Genomic DNA, 25,815 nt, shown 5'->3' with positions numbered 1-25,815 from the left:
AACCAATGCCTTCAGGTCATGGCACGATGCCTGTTATGTCAGACCCCACCGAAGCAGAGGTATTTGAGCTCGACAAAGCTGTCGATGCCGTATTTCGAGCCCTCGCGGCCGTGGCCCGATTCCTTGATGCCGCCGAATGGCGCTTCGGCCGTGGAGATCAAGCCCTCGTTGATGCCGACCATGCCGTATTCCAGCTTTTCGGCCACACGCCAGACGCGGCTGATATCGCGGCTGTAGAAATAGGCAGCCAGGCCATACACGGTGTCGTTGGCCAGTCTGATCGCCTCGGCCTCATCCTTGAACTTGTAGATCAGGGCGACCGGACCGAAGATTTCCTCCTGGGCGGAGTCCATCTTGGTGGTGGCGTCGACGATTACACTGGGCTGATAGAAGGTACCGCCCAGTTCGTGCCGTTCGCCGCCGACCAGCACCTTGGCACCCTTGGCCTTGGCATCGGCTACCAAGCGTTCCACCTTGTCTAGCGCATCCTTGTTGATCAGCGGCCCCTGGTTGACGCCATCAGTGAAACCAGGCCCGGTCTTCAGCTTCTTAACGGCCTCGGTCAGCTTTTTGGCAAAGGCGTCGTATATGCCTTCCTGCACGAAGAAGCGATTGGTGCAGACGCAGGTCTGCCCGGTATTGCGGTATTTCGATATCATCGCACCGTTCACGGCGGCATCGACATCGGCATCATCGAACACGATGAACGGCGCATTGCCGCCCAGTTCCAGCGACAGCTTCTTCAGCGTATCCGAACTCTGGCGCATCAAGATCTTTCCGACCTCGGTTGAGCCGGTGAAGGAAACCTTGCGCACGATCGGATTGGTGGTGAGTTCGCCCCCCACCTCGGCGCCATGAGAGGACGTGATCACGTTGAACACGCCCTTGGGGATGCCTGCCTCGGCCGCCAGATGCGCCAGCGCCAGGGCGCAGAGCGGCGTGTCTTCGGCCGGCTTGACCACCACGGTACAGCCGGCGGCCAGCGCCGGCGCAACCTTGCGGGTGATCATGGCGATGGGGAAATTCCACGGCGTGATCGCCGCCACCACGCCAATCGGCTGCTTGATCACCACGATGCGCTTATCAGCCGCGTGGCCGGGAATGGTGTCGCCATAGATGCGACGGGCTTCCTCGGCAAACCACTCGACGAAGCTGGCACCATAGACCACCTCACCCTTGGCCTCGGCCAGCGGCTTGCCCTGCTCCAGGGTCATCAGCGCACCCAGGTCGTCTTGATGCTGCAGGATCAGATCGTACCATTTACGCAGAACCACCGCGCGCTGCTTAGCCGTCAGTGCCGCCCAGGCCGGACCCGCCGCCGCCGCTGCATCGATGGCGCGCCGGGTCTCGGCGCGGCCCATGTCCGGCACTTCGGCGATCAGCCCGCCATCGGCAGGATTGGTGACCATGAAAGTCTTGCCGCTATCAGACCCCACCCAGGCGCCATCGATATAGGCCTGACGACGCAGCAGGTCGGCGTGTTTGATATGGGTCATGGCAGCGCTCCTCTTGTTTTGAGAAAGCGTAGCGCGCAGGCCGCCGGCCTTCCAGTGGCGGCGTCGTGATAATGCTGCAATTCCGACGGTTATTCCGCCAGGCGGCCGTCGCTTAACGCGCGTGCATCAAAGGGGAAGATGATCTTCCTGTCAGGCGCCAGCAAGCGGGACCTAGCCTTGGTCTTGTAGTCCATCCGGCTCAACAGGTCGCGGATCAGGTTCAGACGGGTCAGCCGCTTGTTATTGGCCCGGACAATGATCCATGGCGAGGCGGCACTGCTGGTGCGGGTCAGCATCGTATCGCGCGCACTGCTGTAGTCTTTCCAGTGCTTCAGCGCCGCCTGGTCGATGGGACTGATTTTCCATTGCTTGAGAGGGTCCTTGCGTCGTGCCGCGAGCCGACGCTTCTGCTCGGCCTTATCAATATCAAGGTAATACTTGAACAGATGAATGCCGGACCGGATCAGCAAATCCTCGAATGTCGGGACGGTCTGCAGGAATTCCTCGTATTCCAGCCTGGTGCAAAAACCCATGACACGTTCTACGCCGGCGCGATTATACCAGCTTCTGTTGAACAGCACGAAATCGCCACCGGCCGGCAGATGCGATACATAACGCTGGAAATACCACTCGGTACGTTCGCGATCCGATGGCTTACCCAGCGCCACCACACGGGACTCGCGCGGACTCATATGTTCCAGGATGGCCTTGATGGCGCCATCCTTTCCGGCACCGTCACGGCCTTCAAGCAGGACCAGGATTTTCTCGCCGCTCTGGATCAGATGGCGCTGCAGCCGCACCAGTTCGATCTGCAGGCCACGCAGCTCGGCACGGTATGCGGCTTCGCCATCCGGGCGCGGTTTGCTCACATCCCCTCCGGAAGCGGGATGAATTCCGTCTCGCCGGGCACCCTGGCGAAACGGTTCTCGCGCCAATCGGCCTTGGCCTGCTCGATGCGGTCCTTGGACGAGGACACGAAATTCCACCACAAATGACGCTCGCCATCCAGCGGCGCGCCGCCCAGTAGCATCAGCCGCGCCGGCCCTTCGGCCGTGATCTGCGGCCGCGCGCCGGGCTTGAGCACCAGCATGGTGCCGCTCTCGAATATTGCACCATCCAGCCGCACCTTGCCGATGGCGACATAGACAGCCTGTTCTTCGTAATCTTCTGGCAGCGGCACGACTGCACCGTCCTGGAGCTGCGCATCGACATAGAACATCGGCGCAAAGGTCTGTGCTGGCGCGGTGGCACCGAAGGCCGTACCGGCGATCAGGCGCAGGCGGATGCCGGGCTTCTCGATCTCGGGCAGCGTGCTGGCCGGATGATGATGGAAGGTCGGCTCGGTTTCCTCATGGCTCTGCGGTAGCGCGAACCAGGACTGGATGCCATGCAGAGGCGCGCCGGACTGGCGGATTTCTGGCCGGGTGCGTTCGGAATGCACGATGCCGCGACCAGCCACCATCCAGTTGACGTCGCCCGGCCGGATCGGCTGCACCACGCCCAGGCTGTCGCGATGCATGATCTCGCCTTCAAACAGATATGTCACCGTGGCCAGGCCGATATGCGGATGCGGGCGGACGTCTAGGCCGTTGCCCGGCTCGAACTGCACTGGCCCCATATGGTCGAAGAACACGAAAGGCCCGACATGGCGACGCTTGGCCACCGGCAGCACGCGGCGGACGCTGAAGCCCTCGCCCAGATCGCGCAGCCGGGGCGTAATGACCATATCGACGGATTGAGGCAGGGCAGGGTCAGACATGTGCGGGAACCTCCAACCGCAGACTATCCCCAGCAGCCATCCCGGACAATGGAGTCGAGCCGTTTGAGATGCGGCGCGATGTCGATGTTTTGTGCAGCCAGCCAGCTATCGTCGCAGTAGGTGCGGACGTAGCGTTCGCCGCTGTCACAAAGCAGTGTGACCACGCTGCCGCGTTCGCCCGCCGCCTTCATGTCGCATAGAAGCTGCAGCGCGCCGACAAAGTTGGTGCCAGTGGAGCCACCGACCTTGCGCCCCAGCTGGCGCGACAGCAGCCGCATGCCGGCCAGCGAGGCCGCATCGGGGACGGTGATCATGCGATCCACCACTTCGGGCTGGAAAGAGGCTTCCACGCGCGGCCGGCCGATGCCCTCGATACGCGAGGCGCGGTCACAGACCAGCGAAGGATCGCGCAGGCGCCAGAACTCGTGGAACACCGAGTATTCGGTATCGACAACGCAAAGCTCGGTGGCCATGCGGTTGTAACGCAGGTAACGGCCGATGGTGGCGGATGTGCCGCCGGTGCCCGCGCCCACCACAATCCAGCGCGGCTCGGGGTGTTCCTCATGCGCCATCTGCTCGAAGATAGATTCGGCGATATTGTTGTTGCCGCGCCAGTCGGTGGCGCGCTCGGAATAGGTGAACTGGTCCATGTAATGGCCGCCGCATTCCCGCGCCAGCCGCTCAGCCTCGGCATAGACATGACCGGCCTGTTCCACCAGATGACAGCGACCGCCGTAGAATTCGATCTGCGCAATCTTCTCGGCCGAAGTGGTTTTCGGCATGACGGCGACAAAAGGTAATCCCAACAGACGCGCGAAATAGGCTTCCGACACGGCGGTGGAGCCCGACGAAGCTTCCACAATGGTGGTCTGCGGACCGATCTTGCCGTTGCACAGGCCATAAAGGAACAGTGAGCGCGCCAGCCGGTGCTTCAGGCTGCCGGTCGGATGGCTCGACTCATCCTTGAAATAAAGCGTAAGCCCGGCAAAGGCCGGCAGCTCAAAGCGGAAGAGATGCGTATCGGCTGAACGGTTGAAATCGGCCTCGATGCGGCGGAGCGCCTCGTTGACCCAATCCCGCGGCATGATCACGGACATACGATGGTTCCTTCTGGCTGGCCTTAAGCCATAGCCACCGGATCCTCTGTCGCCAAGTCTTTCACGGAATTTTTCTGTGCAATGCGGATCCGTGCGCCAAATTCAATGCGTAGGCCCGATGATCAGGTTGGGCAGGAATAAGGAGAACTGCGGCACGTAGGTGACGAGGAAGAGTGCCGCGAGCAGCGCGCCGTAGAAGGGCCAGATCGTCTTCATTACATGGCCGATCGAGACCTCGCCGATGGCGCAGCCGACAAACTGCGTGGTGCCGACCGGCGGCGTGTTCAGGCCGAGCGCGCAGTTGATCAGCATCAGCATGCCGAACTGCACCGGCCCCATGCCGTACTGCATGCAGATCGGCAGGAAGATCGGCGTGCAGATCAGGATGGTCGCCGCCATGTCGAGGAAAGTGCCCAGCACGAACAGGATCAGGTTAACCAGGAAAAACATCATCCAGGGATTGGTGGTGATCTTGGACAGCGCCTCGCCGGTCAGTTCGGCCACGCTGTACAGGCTGATCAGATAGCCAAAGGTGTTGGATACGCCGATCAACAGCAGAACGATACCGGTGGTCTTCACCGCTTTGGCCGCCGCCTTCAGCAGTTGAGGCCAGGTGAGCGACTTGTAGAGCAGCGTCGCCAGCAGGATGGCGTAGACCACTGCGATAGCGGCGGACTCGGTCGCCGTGAACACGCCGGTCAGAATACCGGTGATGATGATGACGACCACGAACAGGCCCGGCAGAGCAGCGGCGCCCGAGCGCAGCACCACGTGCCAGCCCGGAAAGGTGCCAGCCGGATAGCCGCGCCGGATCGCCACCAGATAGGCGGCGACCAGCATGCAGAGCGTCAGCAGCGCCGCCGGGATCATGCCGGCCACGATCAGCGCCGCGATCGAAACCTTGCCACCGGCAGCCAGCGAATAAATGATCATGTTGTGGCTGGTCGGCATCAGCGCGCCGACGAGCGAGGCGTGGGTGGTGACGTTGACGGCGTAGTCCGCGTCATACCCCTCCTTCTTCATCATCGGGATCATGACGGCGCCCATGGCCGACACATCCGCGACCGGCGAACCGGACACGCCACCAAACAGCGTGCAGGCCACGACATTCGACATGCCAAGGCCACCACGGATATGGCCGACCATGTCCTTGGCGAATTTCACGATACGATCGGCGACGCCGCCGTAGAGCATCAGTTCGCCGGCGAAGATGAAGAACGGGATCGCCAGGAAGGAGAAGATGTTCATGCCGGCGGCCATGCGCTGGAACACCACGGCCAGCGGCAGGCCTTCATAAACGATGGTGGCGACTGCCGAGAGTCCGATGGCGAAAGCGACGGGAACGCCAAGAACCAGGAAGCCGAAAAAACTGACGGCCAGAATAGTCAGTGCCATGACGGGCGAACCTCTTTGCCCGCAAACAGGGCCAGAATGTGCTCTAGCGAAAACAGCGTGATCAGCACGCCGGCAATCGCCAGGGGAACATGATTGAGCCCCTCGGAAAGACCCAGATTGGGAATCTTGTAGGGCATGACGGATTCGGCGAGCAGCCAGGCGTTCCAGCCCATGACAATGCCGAAGATGGCGACCAGCACATGGATCAGCACTTCGACCCATATCCGGTGCCGCTCGGGCATGATCATGACCAGCACCGACTCCAGGCCGATATGGCCGGCATCGCGCACACCGACCGCAGCACCAAACATGGTGACATACAGCACCAGGACCAGCGCGAAGCTTTCGGCCCAGGTCGGCGTATCGTTCAGCACATAGCGGCCGAAGACCTGGTAGGTGACGACGGTGACGATACCCAGCAGGCCCGCCACCGCCACATACATGCAAAGCCGGGAGATCCAGGCGTTGATGGGACTTAACCAACTCAGCATGGATACTCCCGGCTTCGACTGACTGTTGCTGAACGCGACTTAGTTGCTGTCCTGGATGCGCTTGACCAGCGTCTGCAGCTTGGCTTCGCCGGCGAACTTGTCATAAACCGGCTTCATCGCATCCTGGAACGACTTCTTGTCGACATCGGTGGTGATCTGCGAACCGCCAGCCTCGACGGTCTTGCGCGACGCCGCCTCGCGCTCATCCCACAGCTTGCGCATGTAGGGCACCGAGTCCTTGGCGGCCTGGCGGATCACCGCCTGCTCTTCCTTCGACAGGCCGTCGAAGATGCGCTTGGAGAAGACCAGCAACTCCGGCGCCAGCGAATGTTCGGTCAGGCTGAAATGCTTCGCCACTTCGTAATGGCGGGCATTGTCATAGGATGGCCAGTTGTTCTCGGCCGCATCGACCACGCCGGTCTTGAGCGCGGTGTAGATTTCGGCATAGGGCAGCGGCGTGGCATTGGCGCCCATCGCCTGAATCATGGCAACCCACATGTCGGACTGCTGCACGCGGACCTTGAGGCCCTTCATGTCGGCCACGGTCTTGATCGGCTTCTTGGTGTTGTAGAAATTGCGCGAACCGCTGTCGTAATAGGCCAGACCGATGAAGCCCTGCGGCTCCAGCGTCTTCAGGATGTCTTCGCCCACCGCGCCATCCAGGGTGCGGCGCATATGCTCGGTCGACTTGAAGACGAAGGGCAGCGCCGGAACGATGGTTTCGGGCACGATGTTGTTGAAGGCCGAGATATTGACGCGCACCATGTCGAGCGCGCCGAGCTTGGTCTGCTCGATGGTGTCCTTCTCCGAGCCGAGCGCGCTTTGGCCGAACACCTTGATGCTGTGCTTGTTGCCGGTGCGCTCGGCGATCAGTTTGCCCATATAGGCGACCGCCTGGACGGTGGGGTAATCCGCCGGATGCACGTCGGCGGAGCGGAATTCCTTGGCCGAAGCTGCGCCGGCGAAACCGGCGGCGACGGCGAGCCCAATAAGGGCGCGGGTTGCTGTGCGCATGATCGTTATGTCCTCCCTAAGCGACCTTTTAGTCGTCGTGTCATCATACAACAGTTTTGAGAATCAGAGTCAACGGGCCGGCGTCGATTTTCCCATCGCCCTCAGGTATGAGGCTGTTTTATAATATATTTATGAAAAACACGTCCGGATTGCCGAATTCTGCTTCCGACTCCACCATGTACATTAATTTCCCAAACCCATCAGTTGTCATACAAGTATCGGGATGCTACAGCTTGCCCCGAGGATAGCCGGCGAGCGGCTATTCCGCATGGAGGAATGCACCGGTGACGGCCCTACGCCGACGCGAAACCCTGACCTCGCAGCTGAGCAAGTCGCTGACCGAGCGCATCGCCAAAGGCGTGCTCAAGCCCGGCGACAAGTTGCCGAGCGAGCAGGAACTGATCGGTGAGTTCGGCGTCAGCCGCACCGTGGTGCGCGAGGCGATTTCCTCCTTGCGCGCAGCCGGTCTGGTCGCCACCCAGCAGGGCGTCGGCGCCTTCGTGCAGCCCGCTGCCGCGTCCCAGCCCTTCCGCATCGATGAGACCAGCCTCGACCTGATCAAGGAAGTGATCAACGTGCTGGAGCTGCGCACCGGCCTGGAGGCCGAAGCCGCCGCCCTCGCCGCCCAGCGCCGCAAGCCTGAGCATCTGGAAGCCATGCGCCAGGCGCTCGACCGCATGGCACTTGCAATCGCCGCCTCCGAGGATGCCGTGGCACCGGATCTGGATTTCCACCAGACCATCGCCGAAGCCACCGGCAATACGCATTTCACCCATCTGTTTGGCTATCTCGGCGCGCTGATGATCCCACGCACCCGGGTGCAGACTTTCCGCTTCTTCGCCGACGACCGCACCGCCTATCTCAATCGCGTCAACAGCGAGCATGAAGACATCTATCAAGCGATTCTTCGTCAGGATAGTGATGCCGCCCGCTCGGCCATGCGCCTGCATCTGAGCAACAGCCGCGAGCGCCTGCGCCGCGCCATGGAACAGACGCGGGATCAACCCGCAGCGCGCGGCTGACGCCGCCCCCATTTCTTTCGTCCAGAGGTGAATTATGGAACCTAATGCGCTGAAGGCCGCGATTTCGTCAGGCCTGCTTTCCTTTCCGGTAACCGATTTCGACTCCGCCGGCAATTTCGAGCCAAAGGGCTATCGCCGCCGCCTGGAATGGCTGGCGCCCTATGGGGCGACCGCCCTGTTCGCCGCCGGTGGCACCGGCGAATTCTTCTCGCTGGCGCCCGATGAATACAGCGCCGTGGTGAAAACTGCCATCGACACCTGCAAGGGCAAGGTCCCGATCATCGCCGGCACCGGTTACGGCACACGCCAGGCCATTGCCTATGCGCAAGAAGCCGAGCGCCTGGGCGCGGCCGGCCTGCTGGTACTGCCGCATTACCTGGTGGAGGCCGACGCCGAGGGCATCAGCCGCCATGTCGCCGCCATCTGCAAAAGCGTGAAGATCGGTGTCATCGTCTACAACCGCGGGGTCTGCCGCCTTGGCCCGGATCATCTCGCCAAGTTGGCCGACCAGTGCCCGAACCTGATCGGCTTCAAGGATGGCATCGGCGATCTGGAACTGATGGTGGCTGTGCGCCGCAAGATGGGCGACCGCTTCAGCTATCTCGGCGGGCTTCCGACCGCGGAATTCTTCGCCGCGCCCTACAAGGCGATGGGCGTGCCGGTCTATTCCTCGGCCGTATTCAACTTTATCCCCAAGACCGCGATGGATTTCTACAAAGCCATTTCCGCGGATGATGCGGCGACTTGGACCAGGATTCTGGACGAGTTCTTCATGCCCTATTCGGCGATCCGCAACCGCCGCCCGGGCTATGCCGTCAGCATCATCAAGGCCGGCGCGCGGCTGGTCGGCTATGATGCCGGTCCGGTGCGCACCCCGCTGGTGGATTGCAGCGAGGAAGAGCACACAATGCTCAAGGCCCTGATCGACAAGATGGGCCCGCAATAAAAGGCCTTAAGGAGGAAACACGATGAAGCGCGTTCTTCTCACCGGTGCCAGCGGTGGCGTCGGCACTCGCCTGCGTCAGTTACTGAAGCCGCTCTATCCCGAACTGGTGCTGAGCGACCTGAAGTCGCCCGCCGACCTGCGCAGCGATGAGGAATTCATTGCCGCCGATCTGGCCGATTACGGCGCGGTCGAGAAGATCGTGAAGGGCGTCGACGGCATCGTACATCTGGGAGGCTTCTCGGTGGAAGGCCCCTGGGAAACCATCCTGAATTCCAACATCATCGGCTGCTACAACCTGTTCGAGGCCGCACATAAGGCCGGCACCAAGCGCGTCGTCTTCGCCTCTTCCAATCACGTGATGGGCTTCCATCCGCGCAAGAAGAAGATCGGCACCGAAGCGATCCCCCTGCCCGATACGCGTTATGGCCTCAGCAAGCTGTTCGGCGAAGGCCTGGGTTCACTCTATGCCTACAAGCATGGCATGGGCGTGCTGTCGATCCGCATCGGCAATTTCGGCGACAAGCCGATTGACGAACGCCGCCTGGCGATCTGGCTACGGCCCGATGATCTGGTGCAGCTGATCCAGCTCGGCCTGGAAAAGCCCAGCCTGGTCTACGAAGTCGTCTATGGCGTGTCGGACAACAAGCGCGCATGGTGGGACAACAGCCACGCGCTCTCACTTGGTTACAAGCCGGCGGGCCAGTCGGAGGTGTTTGCCGCCGAAGCCATCGAGGCGCAGAAGTCTCTGCCCGTCGATCCCATCGGCGGCTATTTCCAGGGCGGCACGCCTTTCTGCAGCCAGGAATTCGATGGCGATTTCGAGAAACTGAAAAAACTGTCCTGAGCGGAGCCTGTCATGACCTATACCCGCGTCTTTACCGGCCCCAAGCCGAAGCTGCAGATGCCCAAGGGCGCCTGCGACACCCATATCCATTTCTACGACGACCGGTACCAGACCCTGCCGAATACACCGACACCGCCCGCCGTGGGCGTGGCCGAATACCGCCAGGTGATGGACTGGCTGGGCATCGAGCGCGTTATCGTCGTGCAGGCCAATGCCTATGGCGACGACAACCGCCTGGTCATGGATGCCACAGCCGAGCTGGGCGCTAGCGCCCGCGCGGTCGTCGTGGTGAAGCCCGGCGTCGCTGATACCGAGCTCGAGCGCCTGACCAAGGGTGGCGCACGCGGCCTGCGCACCATGAACCTGCTAGGCGGCACGCTGAAGCTGGACGTAGCCGAAGAGATGGCCAACCGCATTGCGCCGTTTGGCTGGAGTATCCTGCTGCAGCTCAACGGCCGCGAACTGCCCGAGCATGAGGCGATGATCAAACGCCTGCCCTGCCGCGTCGTGATCGACCATGTCGGCAAGTTCATTGATCCGGTGCCAGTCGATCATCCTTCCTTCCAGTCGCTGTTGCGCCTGGTGGATACCGGCAATGTCTGGGTCAAGCTGGCCGGCGTGTACGAAACCTCGAAGACCGGCAAGCCGGCATACGAGGATGTCGGTGCGCTCGCCAAGGCGCTGGTGAAGCACGCACCCCAGCGCATGATCTGGGCCAGCAACTTCCCGCATGCCCAGGCCGACAAATTCGGCTATCCGGACGAAGCCGCCCTGCTCGACCTCATGCTCGACTGGGCGCCCAATGAAGCCGACCGGAAGCGGATTTTCGTCGAGAATCCTGCTGAATTGTACGGTTTCTAGACATTATTGGTTATTTCCCTTGACGGCAGGCGCTGCAGACTCCATATAGCCCCTGCCGTTCGACCAATACTGCGTCGATAGCCTTTCGCGCCGGGCCGCGTGAACGAGGAGCGCTCCAACTGCTCTCTCGTCCTGCCAGCGCCTTCAGTTCTCTTCATATACGACCCAGGTCACGCGGGGCGTTTCATCGGTCCCCGCGTATGACCGTTGTGCTGCAGGCGATTCCCGCCCCGCGCCGTTGTACGCCTTGTTTCAAGGATTCTCCTTTGACTACTTTCAATGACCTTGGTCTCGACCAGGCCCTGCTCAACGCCATTGCCGCGGGCAAGTATACCCAGCCGACGCCGATCCAAGCGCAGGCCATTCCGCCGGTGATTGCCGGCCGCGACATTCTCGGCATCGCCCAGACCGGCACCGGCAAGACCGCTGCCTTCGCCCTGCCGATCCTGCAGCGCCTCGCTGCCGGCAACCGTCGTCCGGCACCCAAGACCTGCCGCGCCCTGATCCTCAGCCCCACCCGCGAGCTCGCCTCGCAGATCGCCGACAAGTTCCGCGCCTATGGCCGCGAGACCAAGCTGAATGTCGTTACCGTCTTCGGCGGCGTCGGCATGAACCCGCAGACCCAGGCGCTGGCGCGCGGCGTCGACATCCTCGTCGCCACGCCGGGCCGCCTGATCGACCACATGCAGCAGGGCAACCTGCGCCTCGACCAGGTCGAGACCGTGGTGCTGGACGAAGCCGACCAGATGCTGGATCTGGGCTTCGTGCATGCCATCAAGCGCATTTCGCAGGCCCTGCCGAAGGTGCGCCAGAGCCTGTTCTTCTCTGCCACCATGCCGCAGAACATCGCCCAGCTTGCCGCCGGCTTCCTGAAGGATCCGGTCAGGGTGGAAGTCACCCCAGTCGCCACCACGGCCGAGCGCGTCGAACAGCAGGTGATCTTCATCGAAGCCGAGCGCAAGCGCGCCCTGCTCGCCGAGATCATGGTTGATCCGGCCATCACCCGCGCCCTGGTCTTCACACGCACCAAGCATGGCGCCGACAAGGTCGCCCGCCATCTGGTCGGTAGCGGCGTGCCGGCCGCGGCCATCCATGGCAACAAGTCGCAGAGCCAGCGCGAGCGCGCCCTGGCCGATTTCAAGGCTGGCCGCGTCCGCGTCCTGGTCGCCACCGACATTGCCGCCCGCGGCATCGACGTCACCGGCGTCAGCCATGTGGTGAATTTCGAACTGCCGAATGTGCCGGAAAGCTATGTCCACCGCATCGGCCGCACCGCGCGCGCCGGCGCCGCCGGCCAGGCGATCTCGTTCTGTGCCCAGGACGAACGCCCTTACCTGCGCGACATCGAGCGCATCACCCGCCAGCGCATCGTCACGACCGATCGTCGTGGTGACGCCAAGCTGGGTGCGGCCACTGCTGCCGAACCAAAAGGCGAGAACCGCCCGCAGCAGCAGCGCCCGCATGGCCAGAACCGCAACAACCCGCGCGGCAACAACCAGCGTCGCAGCGAAGGCCAGCGTCACGGCGGCCAGCGCAGTGAGGGCGGCGGCGGTCAGCGCGACGGTCAGCGCCCGCAGCAGCAGAATCGCCCCAAGCAGGGCGGCCAGGGCCAGCGTCCCCGCCATAACGGCGGCCAGCAGGCCAAGGCGACCACGCACTGACCTCTGTTCGACATCCCTGATACGGAAACGGCGCCTTCATGGCGCCGTTTTCTTTTCCAGACCATGGAAGCGGCGCCCTCAGGTTTTCAGGCCGTCCTTCTCCATCTGGACGAAGACTTCCTCGGCCCAGTGGAAGGCGCTGTTGCCGGCCGGCACACCGCAATAGATCGCCGCCTGCATGATCACTTCCTTGATCTCGTCGCGCGTCATGCCGTTGTTGAACGCCGCCTTCACATGCAACTTGAACTCGTCGGGACGGTTCAACGCAATCATCATCGACAGCGTCATGCAGCTACGCGTCTTGCGCTCCAGACCCGGCCGGGTCCAGATCTCGCCCCAGGCATAACGGGTAATGAAATTCTGGAATTCCTCGTTGAAGGGCGTGATCTTGGCAATCGAACGGTCGACATGGGCATCGCCCAGAACCGAGCGTCGTACCTTCATGCCGGCGTCGTAACGCTGCTTGTCATCCATGGGGCATCTCCTCAGCCGGCCAGAAAGCCAGTCAGTTCCTTGGTGAAGTCGGCCACCACTTCCACATTGGACAGATGCGCGGCCGGCAGTTCGACATAACGGGCATTGGGAATCGTATCGGCCAGGATCTTGCCGTCGGCAGCCGGCGTCGGCACATCGTAAGTGCCGGCGATCACCAGCGTAGGCGCACGGATGGCGGCAACACTTTCACGCTGGTCCATGTCGCGCACCGCGCCACAGGCCAGACAATAGCCTTCCGGATCGGTGGACAGCAGCAGCGCCGAAACCTTTTCCACCACTGCAGGATTGGCCTTGATGAAAGGCTCGGTAAGCCAGCGCTGGATGCCGCCCGGCGTGATCGCGGCCATACCGCTCTTGCGCACCGTGGCGATGCGGTCATTCCAGACCTGCGACGTGCCGATCTTGGCCGCCGTGTTGCACAGCACCAGCTTGCTGAAGCGATCCGGCGCATGCACACCCAGCCACATGCCGGTCATGCCGCCCATCGACAAGCCACAGAACATCGCCTTCGGAATATCGAGATCGTCCATCAAAGCGATCACGTCCTTGCCCAGGCGATCCACCAGATACGGCGCCTTGGGGACCGAAGACTTACCATGGCCGCGCGTATCATAACGCAGCACGCGAAAGCGCTGCAGCAGCGCCGGCATTTGCGGATCCCACATGGTGTGATCTGTGCCGAGCGAATTCGACATCACCAGCACCGGCGCGTCCTCCGGGCCTTCCAGCCGGTAATGAATGGACACATCATCGTCGGTGGTGATCTGCGACATGGAACTCTCCTGAAACTTTACGGCTTGCGCGCCGCCAGCACGCGGTCGACCAGGCCGGTCGCGATACCGCTGTAGCCCAGCGGGTCGAACAGGCGGTCCAGCGCGGCGCGATCGATCTGCGCCATCACATCCTTGTCCTCGGCCAGCACATCACGCAGATGGCGCTTCGCGGACACAGCCTTCTTCGATGCAGCCTCGACCAGCTTATGTGCCTCGCCGCGACCAATCTTCACGCCCAGCGCCATGGTCACAGCCTCGGCCATGATCAGGCCATGGGTCGCATCCAGATTCTCGCGCATGCGCTCGGGCTGCACCTCCAAGCCGGCGATGGTGTCAGCCATCTGCTGCAAGGCGCCAGCCGTGATCTGTACCAGTTCCGGCAGCACGGTCCATTCCGCATGCCAGCCACCGAGGCCGCGCTCATGTTCCTGCGCCATGCCCGATAACAGGCTGCCGGCCAGATGCGGCGCACGGGTGGCGGCCGCCAGCACGCTGGCCGCCGTCACCGGGTTGCGCTTGTGCGGCATGGTCGACGAGCCGCCACGGCCCTCGCCGGCCGGCTCGAAAGCCTCGCCCACATCGGTCTGCATCAGCAGTGCGATATCGCGCGCCATCTTGCCCAATGTTCCAGTCAGCAGCGCCAGCACCGCTCCCAGTTCGACAATCCGGTCGCGCGCGCCATGCCAGGGCGCTGCCGGCAGGCCAAGCTTCAGATCGACAGCCAGAGCCTCGGCAACAACCAGGCCCTTATCGCCCAGCGCAGCCAACGTGCCGGCGGCGCCACCGAACTGCAGCACCAGCAGGCGCGGCTTCAATTCATTGAGGCGATCGCGGTGGCGCTCGACAGCGTCCAGCCAGCCTGCGGCCTTGAGGCCAAACGTGATAGGCAGTGCGTGCTGCAGCCAGGTGCGCCCCACCATCGGCGTTTCGCGGTGTTTCTTCACCAGAGCTGCCAGAGCAGCCGAAAGCCGCGCGAGATCGGCCTCGATCAGGCTGACGGCCTTGCGCAGCTGCAGTACCAGGCCGGTATCCATCGCATCCTGGCTGGTGGCACCCCAATGCACATAGCCTGCGGCATCCTTGTCCTTTGCCGCGACCTTCGCCGTCAGCGCCTTGACCAGGGGAATGGCAATATTGCCGGCACGGGCCGCAGCCTCTGCCAGGGCATCGAGATCATAAAGCCCGCCATCGCAGTGCGCCGCGATGGGTGCAGCCGCAGCCGCCGGGATCACGCCGGTCTGGGCCTCGGCACGCGCCAGCGCGGCCTCGAAATCCAGCATGCCCTGCAGATAGGCGCGGTCGGTGAAGACCGCGCCGATGGCCGTGCCGTGGAAAAGCGGACCCAGCAGGCCCGTCTTGCTGTTGTCTGTCATGGACGCATGTTGCTGAGCCGGAGCCAGATCAGCAATCGAAAAAGACGGTTTCCTGCGCACCCTGCATGTGAATGTCCCAGCGATACTCGGCCTTACCGGCGATTCGCTCGGCGACCAGGCTGGGCCGGCGGCCGGCATCCTCGATCAGGCCCAGCACCGGATCATTGGCATTGGCCGCCGTCTCATCCGAGAAATAGATGCGGGTATAGAGATGCCGCAGCATGCCACGCATGAACAGGCAGACCACGATATGCGGCGCCTGCTGACTGTTGCCGCCACCCGGCACGGTGCCCGGCTTCACGGTGGTGAAGCTGTAGCGGCCTTCCTTGTCGGTCGGCACGCGGCCAAAGCCGATGAACTTGCCGTCCAGCGACTTGGACTGGGTGTCTTCCGGATGGGCGTATTTTCCATCGGCATTGGCCTGCCAGAATTCCAGCAGGGCATCGGGGATCGGCTGGCCTTCGCCGTCGAAGACGCGGCCGGAAATCACGATCTTCTCACCCTTGGAAGCGTCCTTGGCGATATCAGCGATGGTAATGACGGTGAGGCCGAGATGCAGGTAAGGGCCGACCGTCTGTGAGGCAGTGGGAACGAGCGTCATTGAGGTTGGTCCGTGATCAGGCGTGGGCCGGCGTGGCGTCGCGGCCACGCAGAACGATATCCCAGCGATAGCCGAGGGCGAATTCGGGGATGGTGGTTTCCAAATCGAAGGTGGAAACCATGCTGTCGCGCGCGCGCTGGTCGGTCACGCAGTTGAAGATCGGATCGAGCGGCAGCAGCGGATCGCCCGGGAAATACATCTGCGTCACCAAGCGGGTCATGAAGCTGGGCCCGAACAGCGACAGATGGATATGCTGCGGACGCCAGGCATTGTGGTGATTGCGCCAGGGATAGGCGCCGGGCTTCACGGTGACGAAGCGGTAGCGGCCCTCGTCATCGGTGACGGTGCGGCCATAGCCAGTGAAATTCGGATCGAGCGGCGCATCATGCTGGTCCAGCGCATGGCGATAGCGGCCGCAGGCATTCGCCTGCCACAGTTCGATCAGCGTGCGCGGCACCGGCCTGCCAGCCTCATCCACAACCTTGCCCGACAGGATCATGCGCTCGCCCAGCGGCTCGGCGGCATGCTGTTTGGTCAGGTCATTGTCAGTCGGGCCGACCAGTTCATGGCCAAACAGCGGGCCAGTCACCTCGGAGAGGGTGTGCGGCAGCAGAATAAGCGGCTTGCCCGGGGCACGCTTGATCGAAGACTGATAGGGGGGATGCAGGTAATTGGGCTGGGTGCCGGCCGCCGGCCGCTTGTAGCCGTTGATCTGGGACATTCTGGTTTCCTCCTGACTCTTTGACCTTTTATAGCCGGTCGAGCCGCTTTTGGCGCTGACCCATGTCAAAGATTTCGACATTTCCTTGACTTAATGTGCGTATAACGCACAATAGTTTTATAAAGAAACATTACAGGGAGGTCGTTCAGCGATGTCAACGACCATCAATGCACGGGATTTTTCGACCTCGCTGGCGCGCGGCCTGCGGGTCATTACGGCGTTTGACCGCGACAATGACGAAATGACGCTCAGCGAAGTCGCCCGCCGTGCCGACATGACGCGTGCCGCCGCGCGCCGCTATCTGCTGACGCTGTGCGAACTCGGCTATGTCACCGGCGACGGCAAGTATTTCCGCCTCACCCCGCGCGTGCTGGAGCTCGGCTTCGCCTTCCTAACCTCAATGCATATCTGGGAACGCGCCCAGCCCTTCATGGAGCGGCTGACCGAGCAGGTGAACGAGTCCTGCTCGATCTCGGTGCTGGAAGGCAGCGACATCGTCTATGTAGCGCGCGTGCCGACCAAGCGCATCATGTCGGTGGCGCTGGGCATCGGCACTCGTCTGCCCGCCTACTGCACCTCGATGGGCCGCGTATTGCTGGCCGATCTGCGCCCCAGCGAGCTAGACCAGTATTTCACCGACACCACATTCGGCGCGCTGACACCACACACCATCATTGACCCGGAGCGCCTGCGCGCCGAAATCGGCGAAGCGCGTCGCGTCGGCTATGCCATGGTGGATCAGGAACTGGAGATCGGCCTGCGATCGATCGCCGTGCCGATTCGCAACCAGGCCGGCCGCGTGCTGGCGGCTATGAATGTCAGCGGCCATGCCACCCGCATCACGGCAGAGGAAATGCAGCAGCGCTACCTCTCGCCGCTGCTCTATGCCGCCGAGGGCATCCGGATGGCCCTGGCATGACAGACCGGCCCTGACCACAGCGATTGCCCCGGGCGATATTATTGTCTAAGCACAGATATGGCTTCGACCCGCCGCAAACCCGCGACCGTCCCGCTGCCGGCTGACACGGAGTCAGCCGTCGATCTTAGGTCGTTGCAGGACCTGCTCGGCTACCGTCTGCGGCGCGCCCAGCTTTCGGTGTTCCAGGATTTCCTGACCGTGATGAAGCCCTTCGACCTGCGGCCGGCGCAGTTCTCGGTACTGGCCATCATCGACGCCAATCCCGGCCTGAAGCAGTCACGCGTCAGCGAAGCGCTTGGGATCAACCGCGCCAATTTCGTCGCCCTGCTGGATGAGCTAGAGCAACGCAAGCTGGCCCGGCGCGAGCCGGCGCCTGATGACCGCCGCTCGAATGCGCTCTACCTGACACCGAAAGGCGAGACCTTCCTGAAGGACGCCTATCGTCGCCTGCTGACCCAGCACGAGAAGCGCATCGACGCCGTCCTCGGCGCCGATGACAAGCAACAGCTGCTCTCCCTGCTCGAAAAGCTCAGCGCGCTTTAGCGTCCGGATTCTCGATCAGCAGCGCAATGCCCTGGCCACCGCCGATGCAGGCGGATGCCACGCCGTAGCGCAGGCCCGAGCGTTTCAGTTCGCGTGCAACCGTCACCGAGAGACGAATGCCCGTAGCCGCAAGCGGATGCCCAATGGCGATGGCGCCGCCATTCACGTTCAGCTTCTCGCGTGGAATATTCAGCGCCCGCATGCAGGCCACCACCTGCGCGCCAAAGGCCTCGTTGATCTCGAAGCGGTCGATCTGATCGACGGTAATACCAGCCTTGGCGCAGAGCGCCTGGATCGCCGGCACCGGCCCGATGCCCATCACCTCGGGCTTCACGCCGATGCTGGCGCCCGCCACGATGCGGCCGAGCGGTGTCTTGCCCTTGGCCTTGAGATAACCGCCCGAGACCACGATGGCGGCGGCTGCGCCATCCACCACACCGGATGAATTGCCGCCAGTCTGCACGCCGCCGAAAGCCGGCCGGATCTTCGCCAGTGCCTCTACCGGCGAGGGGCGCACATGGGTGTCTTCGCTCACCTCGGGCGCCTTGCGGTTCATCTTGATGCCGCGGCTGTTGTAACCCGCCAGCGCGAATTCCTCGCTGCCGACGCTGGTGATCTCGCCCTTGAAGAATCCGTCTGTCTTCGCCTTCACGGCACGATCAAAGCTTTCGGCCGCATAGGCATCCACCTCTTCGCGGGTGATCTGGTATTCGCGCGCCAGATTCTCGGCTGTATCGCCCATCATGATGCCGGGTGCCGGATCGATCAGGGCTTCCCATAGGAAATCCTTGAATTCCACCTGCCCCATGCGGAAGCCATTGCGATGGGTGTAAGACGCCACTGGATTGCGGCTCATCGATTCCGCGCCAACCGCCAGGCCCGCGTCGGTCTGGCCCAGCATGATCTGGCCCGCCACCTGCATGATCGCCTCGATGCCGGTACCGCAGACCCGCTGCACCAGATGCGCCGGCACCTCGGTCGGCACGCCCGCGTAAAGCCCGATATGACGCGGCAGCATGTAGGCGTCGTAGGACGCCTGCGCCATGTTTCCAGCGACGACAGTGCCGATATCGGAAGCCGGCACATCGGCCTTCTTCAGGGCTTCGCGGGCAACCTTGATGCCCAGATCGATCGGCGAGATATCGGCCAGCGCGCCCATATAGTCGGCAAAGGGCGTGCGCACCCCATCCAGCAGCCAGATATCGGTGTAGCTTTGGGCAAGGCCGGGATTAGGCGACATGAGCGACTCTCTTGTTGGCAGTGATGACACGGTCTGAGGGGGAAGCGGCGTAAAGATCTTCGACCAGCGCCGCGCGATGGTTCAGCACGGCACGCTGATTGATTGAACCCTTGTCGGTGACTTCACCGACATCCAGCGAGGGCAGTTCGTCCAACAGCACCAAGCGCTCGATGCGGCTGGCGCTGCCGGTGGCCTGGGCGATGAAATCCGCCAGCAGGCGGGCGAAGGCCGCCCGCACCTGCGGCGCATGGGCCAGTTGCTCGACACCTGCATTGCCCGGCAGCTCCGGGCAGAGCGCGCGGCAGTTGTCGATATCGAGAATGACCAGCCCGGTCAGATGGTCGCGGTCATGGCCGGCGATCACTACGTCGCGCACATAAGGCGCGAAATGAGTGATGAATTTGCCGCGTAACGGTCCGACGCTGACCCAGGTGCCGCTGGTGAGCTTGAAGTCTTCCGAGATACGGCCATCGAACATGAGGCCCTTCTCGGGGATAGCCGGATCGAGGAAGCGCGCTGCGTCGCCCATCATGTAATAGCCGTCTTCGTCGAAAGCCTTGGCGCTGATCTCGGGCATATGCCAGTAGCCGGGAGTCACATTGGGTCCGCGCACCCGCACTTCCAGTTTCTGCCCGTTCGGCACCAGCTTGAGCTCCAGACCCGGCGCCGGCAGGCCGATGATCCCGGAACGATCGACCGGCCAGTTGGCGCAGAGCGCAAAGGGCGCGGTCTCGGTCGACCCCAGACCGCTGATGATCGGGATGCGCACGCCGATGGTCTCGACCGCAAGCTCTTCCAGCGCGGTCCAGACATGCTGCGGCAATGCAGCACCGGAGAAGAAGATCATTTGCAGTCGACTGAAAAACGTTTCGCGCAGCTGTCTGTCGGCGCGCAGGTATGGCACCAGCATCTCAAAGCCCTTAGGGACATTGAAATACACCGTGGGCGCGATCTCCTTGAGATTGCGCACCGTGCGCTCGATCAACGCTGGCACGGGCTTGCCGTCATCGATGTAGAGCGAGCCGCCGTTGTAAAGTGTAATACCGATATTGTGGTTGCCGCCGAAGGTGTGGTTCCAGGGCAGCCAGTCAATAAAGACCGGCTCGTCGGCAAAGACCGGGAGCGACTGCAGGATCATCTGCTGGTTGCTGCACAGCATGCGCTGAGTGTTGATCACACCCTTGGGCATGCCGGTAGAGCCGGAGGTGAACAGGAATTTCGCCACCGTATCGGGTCCGACCATATCATGCGCACGCTCGACGCCTTCCGTCGGCTCCACATTCAGCAGGCTTTCGAACATCGTGACCTTGCGGTCCGCAGGCTGATTGGCGGTGACCACAATCTCCACACCGGTCGGCACGGCGGAAGCCATCGCCTTGCCGAAACGCGCGCCATCCGCGGCAAAAACCAGACCCGGCTTCAGCAAATCAAGTACGTGGCGCAGCTTGGCGAAATCGGTCGAGACCAGCGCATAGGCCGGCGAGATCGCCGCCGAGGGCACGCCGACATATTGCGCGGCCAGCGCCAGTTGCAGATGCTCCAGATCATTGTCAGACAGAATGGCAATCGGGCGCTCAGCCGACAGGTTGCGGTCCAGCAGTGACTGCCCGATGGCGCGCACGCGATCAAGCAGATCGCCATAGGTCAGCCGGCGCCAGTCGCCATTGGCGTCACGCTGCGCCATGAAGGTGCGATCCGGCGCAACGCGAGCCCAATGCAGCAGCCGTTCGGTCAGCTTGTCGGGATAGGCATCCAGCGCTTCGGGCGAGCGCATCAGAATCGTGCCGTCAGGCAGGCGCGTCAGTTCGGTATCGGCGCGACCGTAGCGGACCTGACGATGCGGATGCGTCATACGCGTTCACTCCTCCCGAATGCCCCCTGCGAATGATGGCCGACCGCTTCCGGAAGCCGGCCCAGGGAATGGCCCGCTGCGGTACACGCAGTCGGGCCGGTCGTGATCTTCAGTCCTTACCGACCTTGCCGGCGCGCTTCTCCAGAAAATCCTTGATGCGCGCTTTCGCCTCCACATCGGCTTGGGCAATGGAAGAAATCATCGCCTCCATCATGTAGCCGGCCTCGGGCGAGCTGTCAGCGATACGCGGCAGCGCATGCATGACGGCAAAATTGGTCATCGGCGCATTGGCGGCGATCTTCCTCGCCAGATCCATCGCAGTCGCCATGCCCTGGCCTTCGCCGACTAGATAATGGGTCAGGCCGATACCGTGGCCTTCCTCGGCCTTGTAGACGCGGCCGGTCAGCATCATGTCCATCATGCGGGCCACGCCGATCAGCTTGGGGATGCGCACCGAGCCGCCGCCGCCGACGAAGATGCCGCGCTGGCCTTCCGGCAAGGCATAGAAAGTGCTGGGTTCGGCCACGCGGATATGGGTCGAGGCCGCCAGTTCGAGGCCGCCGCCGATCACTGCACCATGCAGCACCGAGATCACTGGCACCTTGCCGAACTGGATGTGGCGGAAAGCCTCATGCCACATGCGTGAATGGAACACGCCATCGGTGGATGACAGTTCCTGCGTCGCGCTCAGATCAAGGCCGGCCGAGAAATGCTCGCCCTCGCCGGCCAGCACCACGACCTTCACGCCATCCGGCGGACTGAGGAAAAAGGTCTGGAGCCCCAGAACCGTGGCGTTGTCCAAGGCGTTACGTTTTTCAGCCCGCTTCAAGGTCAGCACGGCGATATCGCCCTGCAGGCTCACACCCAGGGTGGGCGGCAGGCCGAATTCGGCAGTGGGACGACGGTCAACGGGATCGAGACGCATGGCGATTATCTTTTTTGTCCGGTCAAGAATTGTTATGAAGCATAACTATTTTACTTCCAATGGCAAGAGGAGTGAATCCCGGCCAGAAACCGTGCTGCCCCTGCGAAAGGCCCGGGCATGACCGTTCTGGGCACCGATATTCCCGGCCGGCTGGACAATCTGCGCTGGGGCCGTTTCCACACCCTGGTGGTCCTGGGCTGGGCATCACCTGGATTCTGGACGGGCTGGAAGTGAGACAGGCCGGCGCGATGCTGGTCGCCGGCATCGCGCCGGTGATCTAGGGTACGGCTGCGGAACGCAAGCCGTTGGAAGACGTGGCCCGGCCGCTAAGTGCTGTCGATTAGGCTGTTATCGGTCTGGGCCTTCACTGTGCCTTTCTGCACTGCCGCCGTCTCGCGCAACTGGCGCTCGACTGCACCGAAAACATGCGTGATGACGGCCCCCTGATCATGCTTGGCGTCACGCCGCGTTTCGCTGTCTTTCACGACAATGAGCGGACGACCGCCCACCTCGACCTCCACCGAGAGCGCAAGCGGCGGTTTGGCGCCACCCGCACTGCGATGCGGGATTTCAGCCACCACGCGGCAGCCGATGATGTTGGAATGAAACTGTTCAAGCCGGTTCAGGCGCTCAAGAATGGCACTCTCTAGCGCCGGTGAGCTGTCCATGTTGCGGAATACGATCTGCGGTGCGCGCTCCATGCTCAGCGATCCTGCTGGTAACCCTGATTATGCGTGTTCTGTCTGATATTGCCCTGTTGACCCACTTCGGAATGATCCTTCGCAGCCTGCGCTTTTTCCTGCTCTGCCAGATCATCCGAGCGACGACGACGGCGCAGGCGCGAATAATCGGTATCGGCGGATGACGAATCTTTTACGGACTGCGGTTTTCCGGGCTTAGCATGTTGTCCCATGACGCTCTCCTTTTCGTGTCATTAGGACAACCCGCAAAGAAAAGTGGAGTTCCAAAAACAAGATCGCAGAAAACAGCGGATAAGACCTGATGGCTGCGACAATCTGACCGGAACGCGCCCAGTGCGAGACCGTTGGTTATGGGTCACTGCAGCACATACAGGAGAGCATCATGGATAAGGATCGCATTGAAGGTACGGCCAAGCAGGTCAAGGGCGCTATCAAGGAAGGCGCTGGCAAACTGACCGGTGACGCCAAGCTGAAGACCGAAGGCAAGGTGGACCAGGTCGAAGGCAAGATCCAGAATGCCGTGGGCGGCGCGAAAGACGCGCTGCGCGACGCCAACAAGCGCCACTAAGCGCTGAATGCGAAAAAGCCGGGCACCCTTTCGGGTGTCCGGCTTTTTTCATGAGCGACTGCACGGATGAAGGTGGTGCCCCAGGCCGGACTTGAACCAGCACACCCTTGCGGATAACAGATTTTGAGTCTGTCGCGTCTACCAATTTCACCACTGGGGCCCGGCAGTCGGCGGCCGGATATTACCGAAGGCCCCGGCCGAATCAACCACCGGCCTGCCCGGAAAAATCCCCGAAAACATATCTTTGTCACGCAGTTGCGACCGGACAGCGCATGGACAAGGTGCGATGGCTCCGGCATACACGTAGCCCGTTCGGGAGAAATCCAAGCCGTGTTCCGCAGCCTTTATGACTGGACCATGCGTCAGGCCGCCCGCCCGCGGGCCGACCGCGCGCTGGCTGTGGTGTCCTTCCTGGAAAGCTCGATCTTTCCCATCCCGCCCGACGTGATGCTGATCCCGATGTGCCTGGCCAACCGCCAGCGCGCCTTCCAGTATGCGCTGATCTGCACCGTGGCCTCGGTGATCGGCGGCCTGTTCGGTTATGCCATCGGCTATTTCCTGATCGAGACGGTTGGCCGCTGGATCATCGATCTCTACGGCTATGGCGAAAAATGGCATGCCTTCGAAGCCGCCTATGACGAATGGGGCGTCTGGATCATCCTGATCAAGGGCCTGACCCCGATCCCTTACAAGATCGTCACCATCGCCAGTGGGGCAGCGCATTTCAGCTTGGGCGTCTTCATCATCGCCTCCATCATCACCCGCGGCATCCGGTTCTTCCTGGTTGCCGGCCTGCTGCGCCTCTATGGCGAGCCGATCCGGGATTTCATCGAGAGGCGCCTCAATATCCTCGGCATCATCTTTGTCGTTGTGTTGATTGGCGGCTTCGTCGTCGTACGCTATCTTTTCTGACACCATGATCCGCATTCTCGATCCGCTGCTTACCCCCGCTCGCTCCGGCCTGGTTGTCGCGCTGGCAGCCGGCGGCACGCTGGCGCTGGTCCTGGTTGCGCAGTACGGCTTCGGCCTGCCGCCCTGCGAGATGTGTCACTGGCAGCGCTGGCCGCATATCGCCGCCGTGGTTTTCGGCCTCGCCGCCCTGGTCCTGCCGCGCTGGCGTGTGCAGCTGCTGGCGCTGGCCGCCCTCAGCTTCACTATTACCGGCGGCATCGGCCTCTTCCATGCCGGCGTAGAATGGAAATGGTGGCAGGGCCTGACCAGTTGCAGCGGCGGCACCACCGCCACCTCGCTGGAAGACCTGCGCGCCCAGCTGCTGGCCGCACCGGTGGTGCGCTGCGACGAGGCGGCGATCCGCGTGCTCGGCCTCTCCATGGCCGGCTGGAATGCCCTGTGGTCGGCGGCCCTGGCCGTCTTCGCCCTGCTGGCCGTCAGGAGGGCTGCGTAATGCAGAAGCGACGCCTAGCCGGTGATCCCGATCCGCGCCAGCTGCTGGAACGCATCCTGCGTGTCGACCATGCCGGCGAATACGGCGCTAAGCGCATCTATGAAGGCCAGCTTTCGGTGCTGAAGGCGGCGCCGTCGACACCCACCATCCGCCATATGCTGGAGCAGGAGCTGACGCATCTGGATGCCTTCTCCCGCCTGCTGCCGCAGCGCCGCGTGCGCCCGACCCTACTCACACCGCTGTGGCATGTCGGCGGCTTCGCGCTGGGCGCCGCCACGGCCCTGATGGGTGAAAAGGCTGCTATGGCCTGCACCGAAGCGGTCGAGGAAGTGATCGACAGCCATTATGCGACACAGGTGGAAGCACTGGGCGAGGCTGAGCCCGAACTGCGCCAGACCATCGAGAAATTCCGCGCGGAGGAAATCGAGCATCGCGACACCGCGCGCGCCGAGGGCGCGGCCGAAGCGCCTGCCTATCCGTTGCTGTCGAAGGGCATCAAGGCGATCACCCGCGGCGCCATCTGGCTATCTGAGCGAGTTTAAACAGCGCGCCGTTACGGCTCCAGTTCGCTGTCCCAGTAGAGAAAATCGCGCCAGCTGTCGTGCAGGAAATTGGGTGGGAAGCCCCGCCCGTTGCGCTGCAACTCCTGTACCGTCGGCATATGCGGACGCATGCGCGGATGCATGTGGCAGTCATCGGGCATGCGCCCGCCCTTGGCCAGATTGCAGGGCGCGCAGGCCGCCACCACGTTGTCCCAGCGAGTCAAACCACCCCGCGAGCGCGGGACCACATGATCGAAAGTGAGTTCATGCCGGCTGCCGCAATACTGGCAGGAGAAGCGGTCACGCAAGAAAAGATTGAACCGGGTGAAGGCCGGCCGGCGCGCCGGCGCGATATAGCGCTTGAGCGCCACCACGCTGGGCAGGCGCATGCTGAAACTGGGAGAGCGGATTTCCTGTTCGTATTCCGACAGGATAGTGACACGGTCCATGCAGACCGCTTTGACCACTTCCTGCCACGGCCAGACCGATAGCGGGAAATATGAGAGCGGCTGGTAATCCGCATTCAGAACCAACGCTGGACAACTCTCTGGGGTCATCGTCTCCCTCAGGT

The 25,815-nt window shown here is 62.6% G+C and carries 29 protein-coding genes and 1 tRNA gene; 11 read left to right on the top strand and 19 right to left on the bottom strand.

All coding sequences use genetic code 11. From position 1 onward, the window contains the following. Positions 1 to 38 precede the first annotated feature (38 nt). From AC1RRT_RS14075 to AC1RRT_RS14045, 7 genes are all read right to left on the bottom strand, one after another. Positions 39 to 1,496: an NAD-dependent succinate-semialdehyde dehydrogenase gene (locus AC1RRT_RS14075; RefSeq protein WP_493014435.1), complete on the bottom strand. Its 1,458-nt coding sequence runs from the start codon at positions 1,494 to 1,496 to the stop codon at positions 39 to 41. 89 nt (positions 1,497 to 1,585) lie between these two features. Next, positions 1,586 to 2,365, bottom strand: a complete 780-nt coding sequence (gene ppk2 / locus AC1RRT_RS14070) for a polyphosphate kinase 2 (RefSeq protein WP_493014434.1) — start codon at positions 2,363 to 2,365, stop codon at positions 1,586 to 1,588. Next, positions 2,362 to 3,255, bottom strand: a complete 894-nt coding sequence (locus tag AC1RRT_RS14065; protein WP_493014433.1) for a pirin family protein — start codon at positions 3,253 to 3,255, stop codon at positions 2,362 to 2,364. The genes ppk2 and AC1RRT_RS14065 overlap by 4 nt, the downstream gene beginning before the upstream one ends. Positions 3,256 to 3,278: 23 nt before the next feature. Continuing rightward, entirely contained in the window at positions 3,279 to 4,352 is a 1,074-nt protein-coding gene (locus AC1RRT_RS14060; protein ID WP_493014432.1) for a PLP-dependent cysteine synthase family protein, read from the bottom strand. A 102-nt stretch (positions 4,353 to 4,454) separates the two neighbouring features. Next, a complete protein-coding gene (locus AC1RRT_RS14055) occupies positions 4,455 to 5,747 on the bottom strand; it encodes a TRAP transporter large permease (RefSeq protein ID WP_493014431.1) in 1,293 nt (430 codons plus the stop codon). Continuing rightward, a complete protein-coding gene (locus tag AC1RRT_RS14050; protein WP_493014430.1) occupies positions 5,738 to 6,238 on the bottom strand; it encodes a TRAP transporter small permease in 501 nt (166 codons plus the stop codon). The genes AC1RRT_RS14055 and AC1RRT_RS14050 overlap by 10 nt, the downstream gene beginning before the upstream one ends. A 39-nt stretch (positions 6,239 to 6,277) precedes the next feature. After that, on the bottom strand, positions 6,278 to 7,252 hold the full coding sequence (locus AC1RRT_RS14045; RefSeq protein WP_493014429.1) for a TRAP transporter substrate-binding protein: 975 nt from the start codon (positions 7,250 to 7,252) through the stop codon (positions 6,278 to 6,280). A gap of 284 nt (positions 7,253 to 7,536) precedes the next feature. Between AC1RRT_RS14045 and AC1RRT_RS14040 the strand changes: the two genes are divergently transcribed. The 5 genes from AC1RRT_RS14040 (at position 7,537) to AC1RRT_RS14020 (ending at position 12,586) form a co-directional block, all read left to right on the top strand. Then, positions 7,537 to 8,274, top strand: a complete 738-nt coding sequence (locus AC1RRT_RS14040; RefSeq protein WP_493014428.1) for a FadR/GntR family transcriptional regulator — start codon at positions 7,537 to 7,539, stop codon at positions 8,272 to 8,274. A 34-nt stretch (positions 8,275 to 8,308) separates the two neighbouring features. Beyond that, a complete protein-coding gene (gene kdgD / locus AC1RRT_RS14035; RefSeq protein ID WP_493014427.1) occupies positions 8,309 to 9,220 on the top strand; it encodes a 5-dehydro-4-deoxyglucarate dehydratase in 912 nt (303 codons plus the stop codon). A gap of 22 nt (positions 9,221 to 9,242) precedes the next feature. Continuing rightward, complete coding sequence (locus AC1RRT_RS14030) at positions 9,243 to 10,064, top strand: NAD-dependent epimerase/dehydratase family protein (RefSeq protein WP_493014426.1); 822 nt, start codon at positions 9,243 to 9,245, stop codon at positions 10,062 to 10,064. A 12-nt stretch (positions 10,065 to 10,076) separates the two neighbouring features. Further along, entirely contained in the window at positions 10,077 to 10,925 is an 849-nt protein-coding gene (locus AC1RRT_RS14025; RefSeq protein ID WP_493014425.1) for an amidohydrolase family protein, read from the top strand. Between the two features lie 266 nt (positions 10,926 to 11,191). Continuing rightward, positions 11,192 to 12,586, top strand: a complete 1,395-nt coding sequence (locus tag AC1RRT_RS14020; RefSeq protein WP_493014424.1) for a DEAD/DEAH box helicase — start codon at positions 11,192 to 11,194, stop codon at positions 12,584 to 12,586. Positions 12,587 to 12,664: 78 nt separating this feature from the next. On the opposite strand, the gene pcaC is transcribed toward AC1RRT_RS14020, so the two are convergent. From pcaC to pcaH, 5 genes are read right to left on the bottom strand one after another with little or no spacing between them, the layout of a single operon-like run. Continuing rightward, positions 12,665 to 13,060 carry a 4-carboxymuconolactone decarboxylase gene (gene pcaC, locus AC1RRT_RS14015; protein ID WP_493014423.1) on the bottom strand — a complete coding sequence of 132 codons (396 nt, stop codon included), beginning with the start codon at positions 13,058 to 13,060 and terminating at the stop codon, positions 12,665 to 12,667. Positions 13,061 to 13,071: 11 nt separating this feature from the next. Continuing rightward, on the bottom strand, positions 13,072 to 13,854 hold the full coding sequence (gene pcaD / locus AC1RRT_RS14010) for a 3-oxoadipate enol-lactonase (RefSeq protein WP_493014422.1): 783 nt from the start codon (positions 13,852 to 13,854) through the stop codon (positions 13,072 to 13,074). 17 nt (positions 13,855 to 13,871) lie between these two features. Next, positions 13,872 to 15,227: a 3-carboxy-cis,cis-muconate cycloisomerase gene (locus AC1RRT_RS14005; protein WP_493014421.1), complete on the bottom strand. Its 1,356-nt coding sequence runs from the start codon at positions 15,225 to 15,227 to the stop codon at positions 13,872 to 13,874. Positions 15,228 to 15,255: 28 nt separating this feature from the next. Next, positions 15,256 to 15,828 (bottom strand): protocatechuate 3,4-dioxygenase subunit alpha, encoded by a 573-nt coding sequence (gene pcaG / locus AC1RRT_RS14000; RefSeq protein WP_493014420.1) that lies wholly within the window; start codon positions 15,826 to 15,828, stop codon positions 15,256 to 15,258. Positions 15,829 to 15,844: 16 nt separating this feature from the next. Next, entirely contained in the window at positions 15,845 to 16,549 is a 705-nt protein-coding gene (gene pcaH, locus AC1RRT_RS13995; protein WP_493014419.1) for a protocatechuate 3,4-dioxygenase subunit beta, read from the bottom strand. A 151-nt stretch (positions 16,550 to 16,700) separates the two neighbouring features. Here pcaH and AC1RRT_RS13990 point away from each other — a divergent pair, with 151 nt between their 5' ends. Both AC1RRT_RS13990 and AC1RRT_RS13985 read left to right on the top strand, forming a co-directional pair. Continuing rightward, positions 16,701 to 17,468, top strand: a complete 768-nt coding sequence (locus AC1RRT_RS13990; RefSeq protein WP_493014418.1) for an IclR family transcriptional regulator — start codon at positions 16,701 to 16,703, stop codon at positions 17,466 to 17,468. A 57-nt stretch (positions 17,469 to 17,525) separates the two neighbouring features. Continuing rightward, positions 17,526 to 18,011 carry a MarR family winged helix-turn-helix transcriptional regulator gene (locus tag AC1RRT_RS13985; RefSeq protein WP_493014417.1) on the top strand — a complete coding sequence of 162 codons (486 nt, stop codon included), beginning with the start codon at positions 17,526 to 17,528 and terminating at the stop codon, positions 18,009 to 18,011. On the opposite strand, the gene AC1RRT_RS13980 is transcribed toward AC1RRT_RS13985, so the two are convergent. The 5 genes from AC1RRT_RS13980 to AC1RRT_RS13960 form a co-directional block, all read right to left on the bottom strand. Further along, positions 17,998 to 19,251 (bottom strand): thiolase family protein, encoded by a 1,254-nt coding sequence (locus tag AC1RRT_RS13980; RefSeq protein ID WP_493014416.1) that lies wholly within the window; start codon positions 19,249 to 19,251, stop codon positions 17,998 to 18,000. The genes AC1RRT_RS13985 and AC1RRT_RS13980 overlap by 14 nt on opposite strands. After that, on the bottom strand, positions 19,241 to 21,103 hold the full coding sequence (locus AC1RRT_RS13975) for a feruloyl-CoA synthase (protein ID WP_493014415.1): 1,863 nt from the start codon (positions 21,101 to 21,103) through the stop codon (positions 19,241 to 19,243). The genes AC1RRT_RS13980 and AC1RRT_RS13975 overlap by 11 nt, the downstream gene beginning before the upstream one ends. A gap of 109 nt (positions 21,104 to 21,212) precedes the next feature. Then, the gene (locus AC1RRT_RS13970; protein ID WP_493014414.1) at positions 21,213 to 22,028 is read right to left on the bottom strand and encodes a crotonase/enoyl-CoA hydratase family protein; all 816 of its coding nucleotides are present in this window, start codon (positions 22,026 to 22,028) and stop codon (positions 21,213 to 21,215) included. Between the two features lie 326 nt (positions 22,029 to 22,354). Continuing rightward, the gene (locus AC1RRT_RS13965; RefSeq protein ID WP_493014413.1) at positions 22,355 to 22,729 is read right to left on the bottom strand and encodes an HPF/RaiA family ribosome-associated protein; all 375 of its coding nucleotides are present in this window, start codon (positions 22,727 to 22,729) and stop codon (positions 22,355 to 22,357) included. A gap of 2 nt (positions 22,730 to 22,731) precedes the next feature. Then, positions 22,732 to 22,941 (bottom strand): hypothetical protein, encoded by a 210-nt coding sequence (locus AC1RRT_RS13960; protein ID WP_493014412.1) that lies wholly within the window; start codon positions 22,939 to 22,941, stop codon positions 22,732 to 22,734. A 170-nt stretch (positions 22,942 to 23,111) separates the two neighbouring features. On the opposite strand from AC1RRT_RS13960, the gene AC1RRT_RS13955 reads away from it, so the two are divergent. Continuing rightward, positions 23,112 to 23,297 (top strand): CsbD family protein, encoded by a 186-nt coding sequence (locus tag AC1RRT_RS13955; RefSeq protein WP_493014411.1) that lies wholly within the window; start codon positions 23,112 to 23,114, stop codon positions 23,295 to 23,297. Between the two features lie 73 nt (positions 23,298 to 23,370). On the opposite strand, the gene AC1RRT_RS13950 is transcribed toward AC1RRT_RS13955, so the two are convergent. After that, positions 23,371 to 23,457: transfer RNA gene (locus AC1RRT_RS13950), tRNA-Leu, on the bottom strand. Between the two features lie 170 nt (positions 23,458 to 23,627). On the opposite strand from AC1RRT_RS13950, the gene AC1RRT_RS13945 reads away from it, so the two are divergent. The 3 genes from AC1RRT_RS13945 to AC1RRT_RS13935 are packed head-to-tail and all read left to right on the top strand — an operon-like array spanning position 23,628 to position 25,244. After that, positions 23,628 to 24,209, top strand: coding sequence for a YqaA family protein (locus AC1RRT_RS13945; RefSeq protein ID WP_493014410.1), 582 nt, complete (start codon positions 23,628 to 23,630; stop codon positions 24,207 to 24,209). Between the two features lie 4 nt (positions 24,210 to 24,213). Further along, positions 24,214 to 24,702 (top strand): disulfide bond formation protein B, encoded by a 489-nt coding sequence (locus AC1RRT_RS13940; RefSeq protein WP_493014409.1) that lies wholly within the window; start codon positions 24,214 to 24,216, stop codon positions 24,700 to 24,702. Then, positions 24,702 to 25,244, top strand: a complete 543-nt coding sequence (locus AC1RRT_RS13935) for a demethoxyubiquinone hydroxylase family protein (protein WP_493014408.1) — start codon at positions 24,702 to 24,704, stop codon at positions 25,242 to 25,244. Before AC1RRT_RS13940 ends, AC1RRT_RS13935 begins: the two co-directional genes overlap by 1 nt. Before the next feature lie 11 nt (positions 25,245 to 25,255). Here AC1RRT_RS13935 and AC1RRT_RS13930 read toward each other — a convergent pair whose 3' ends face one another. Further along, entirely contained in the window at positions 25,256 to 25,801 is a 546-nt protein-coding gene (locus AC1RRT_RS13930) for an HNH endonuclease (RefSeq protein ID WP_492980330.1), read from the bottom strand. Positions 25,802 to 25,815: the final 14 nt, after the last annotated feature.

It is taken from the genome of Ferrovibrio sp. GW821-FHT12B10, assembly GCF_058807515.1.
This window is presented reverse-complemented; position numbering and strand designations above follow the sequence as displayed.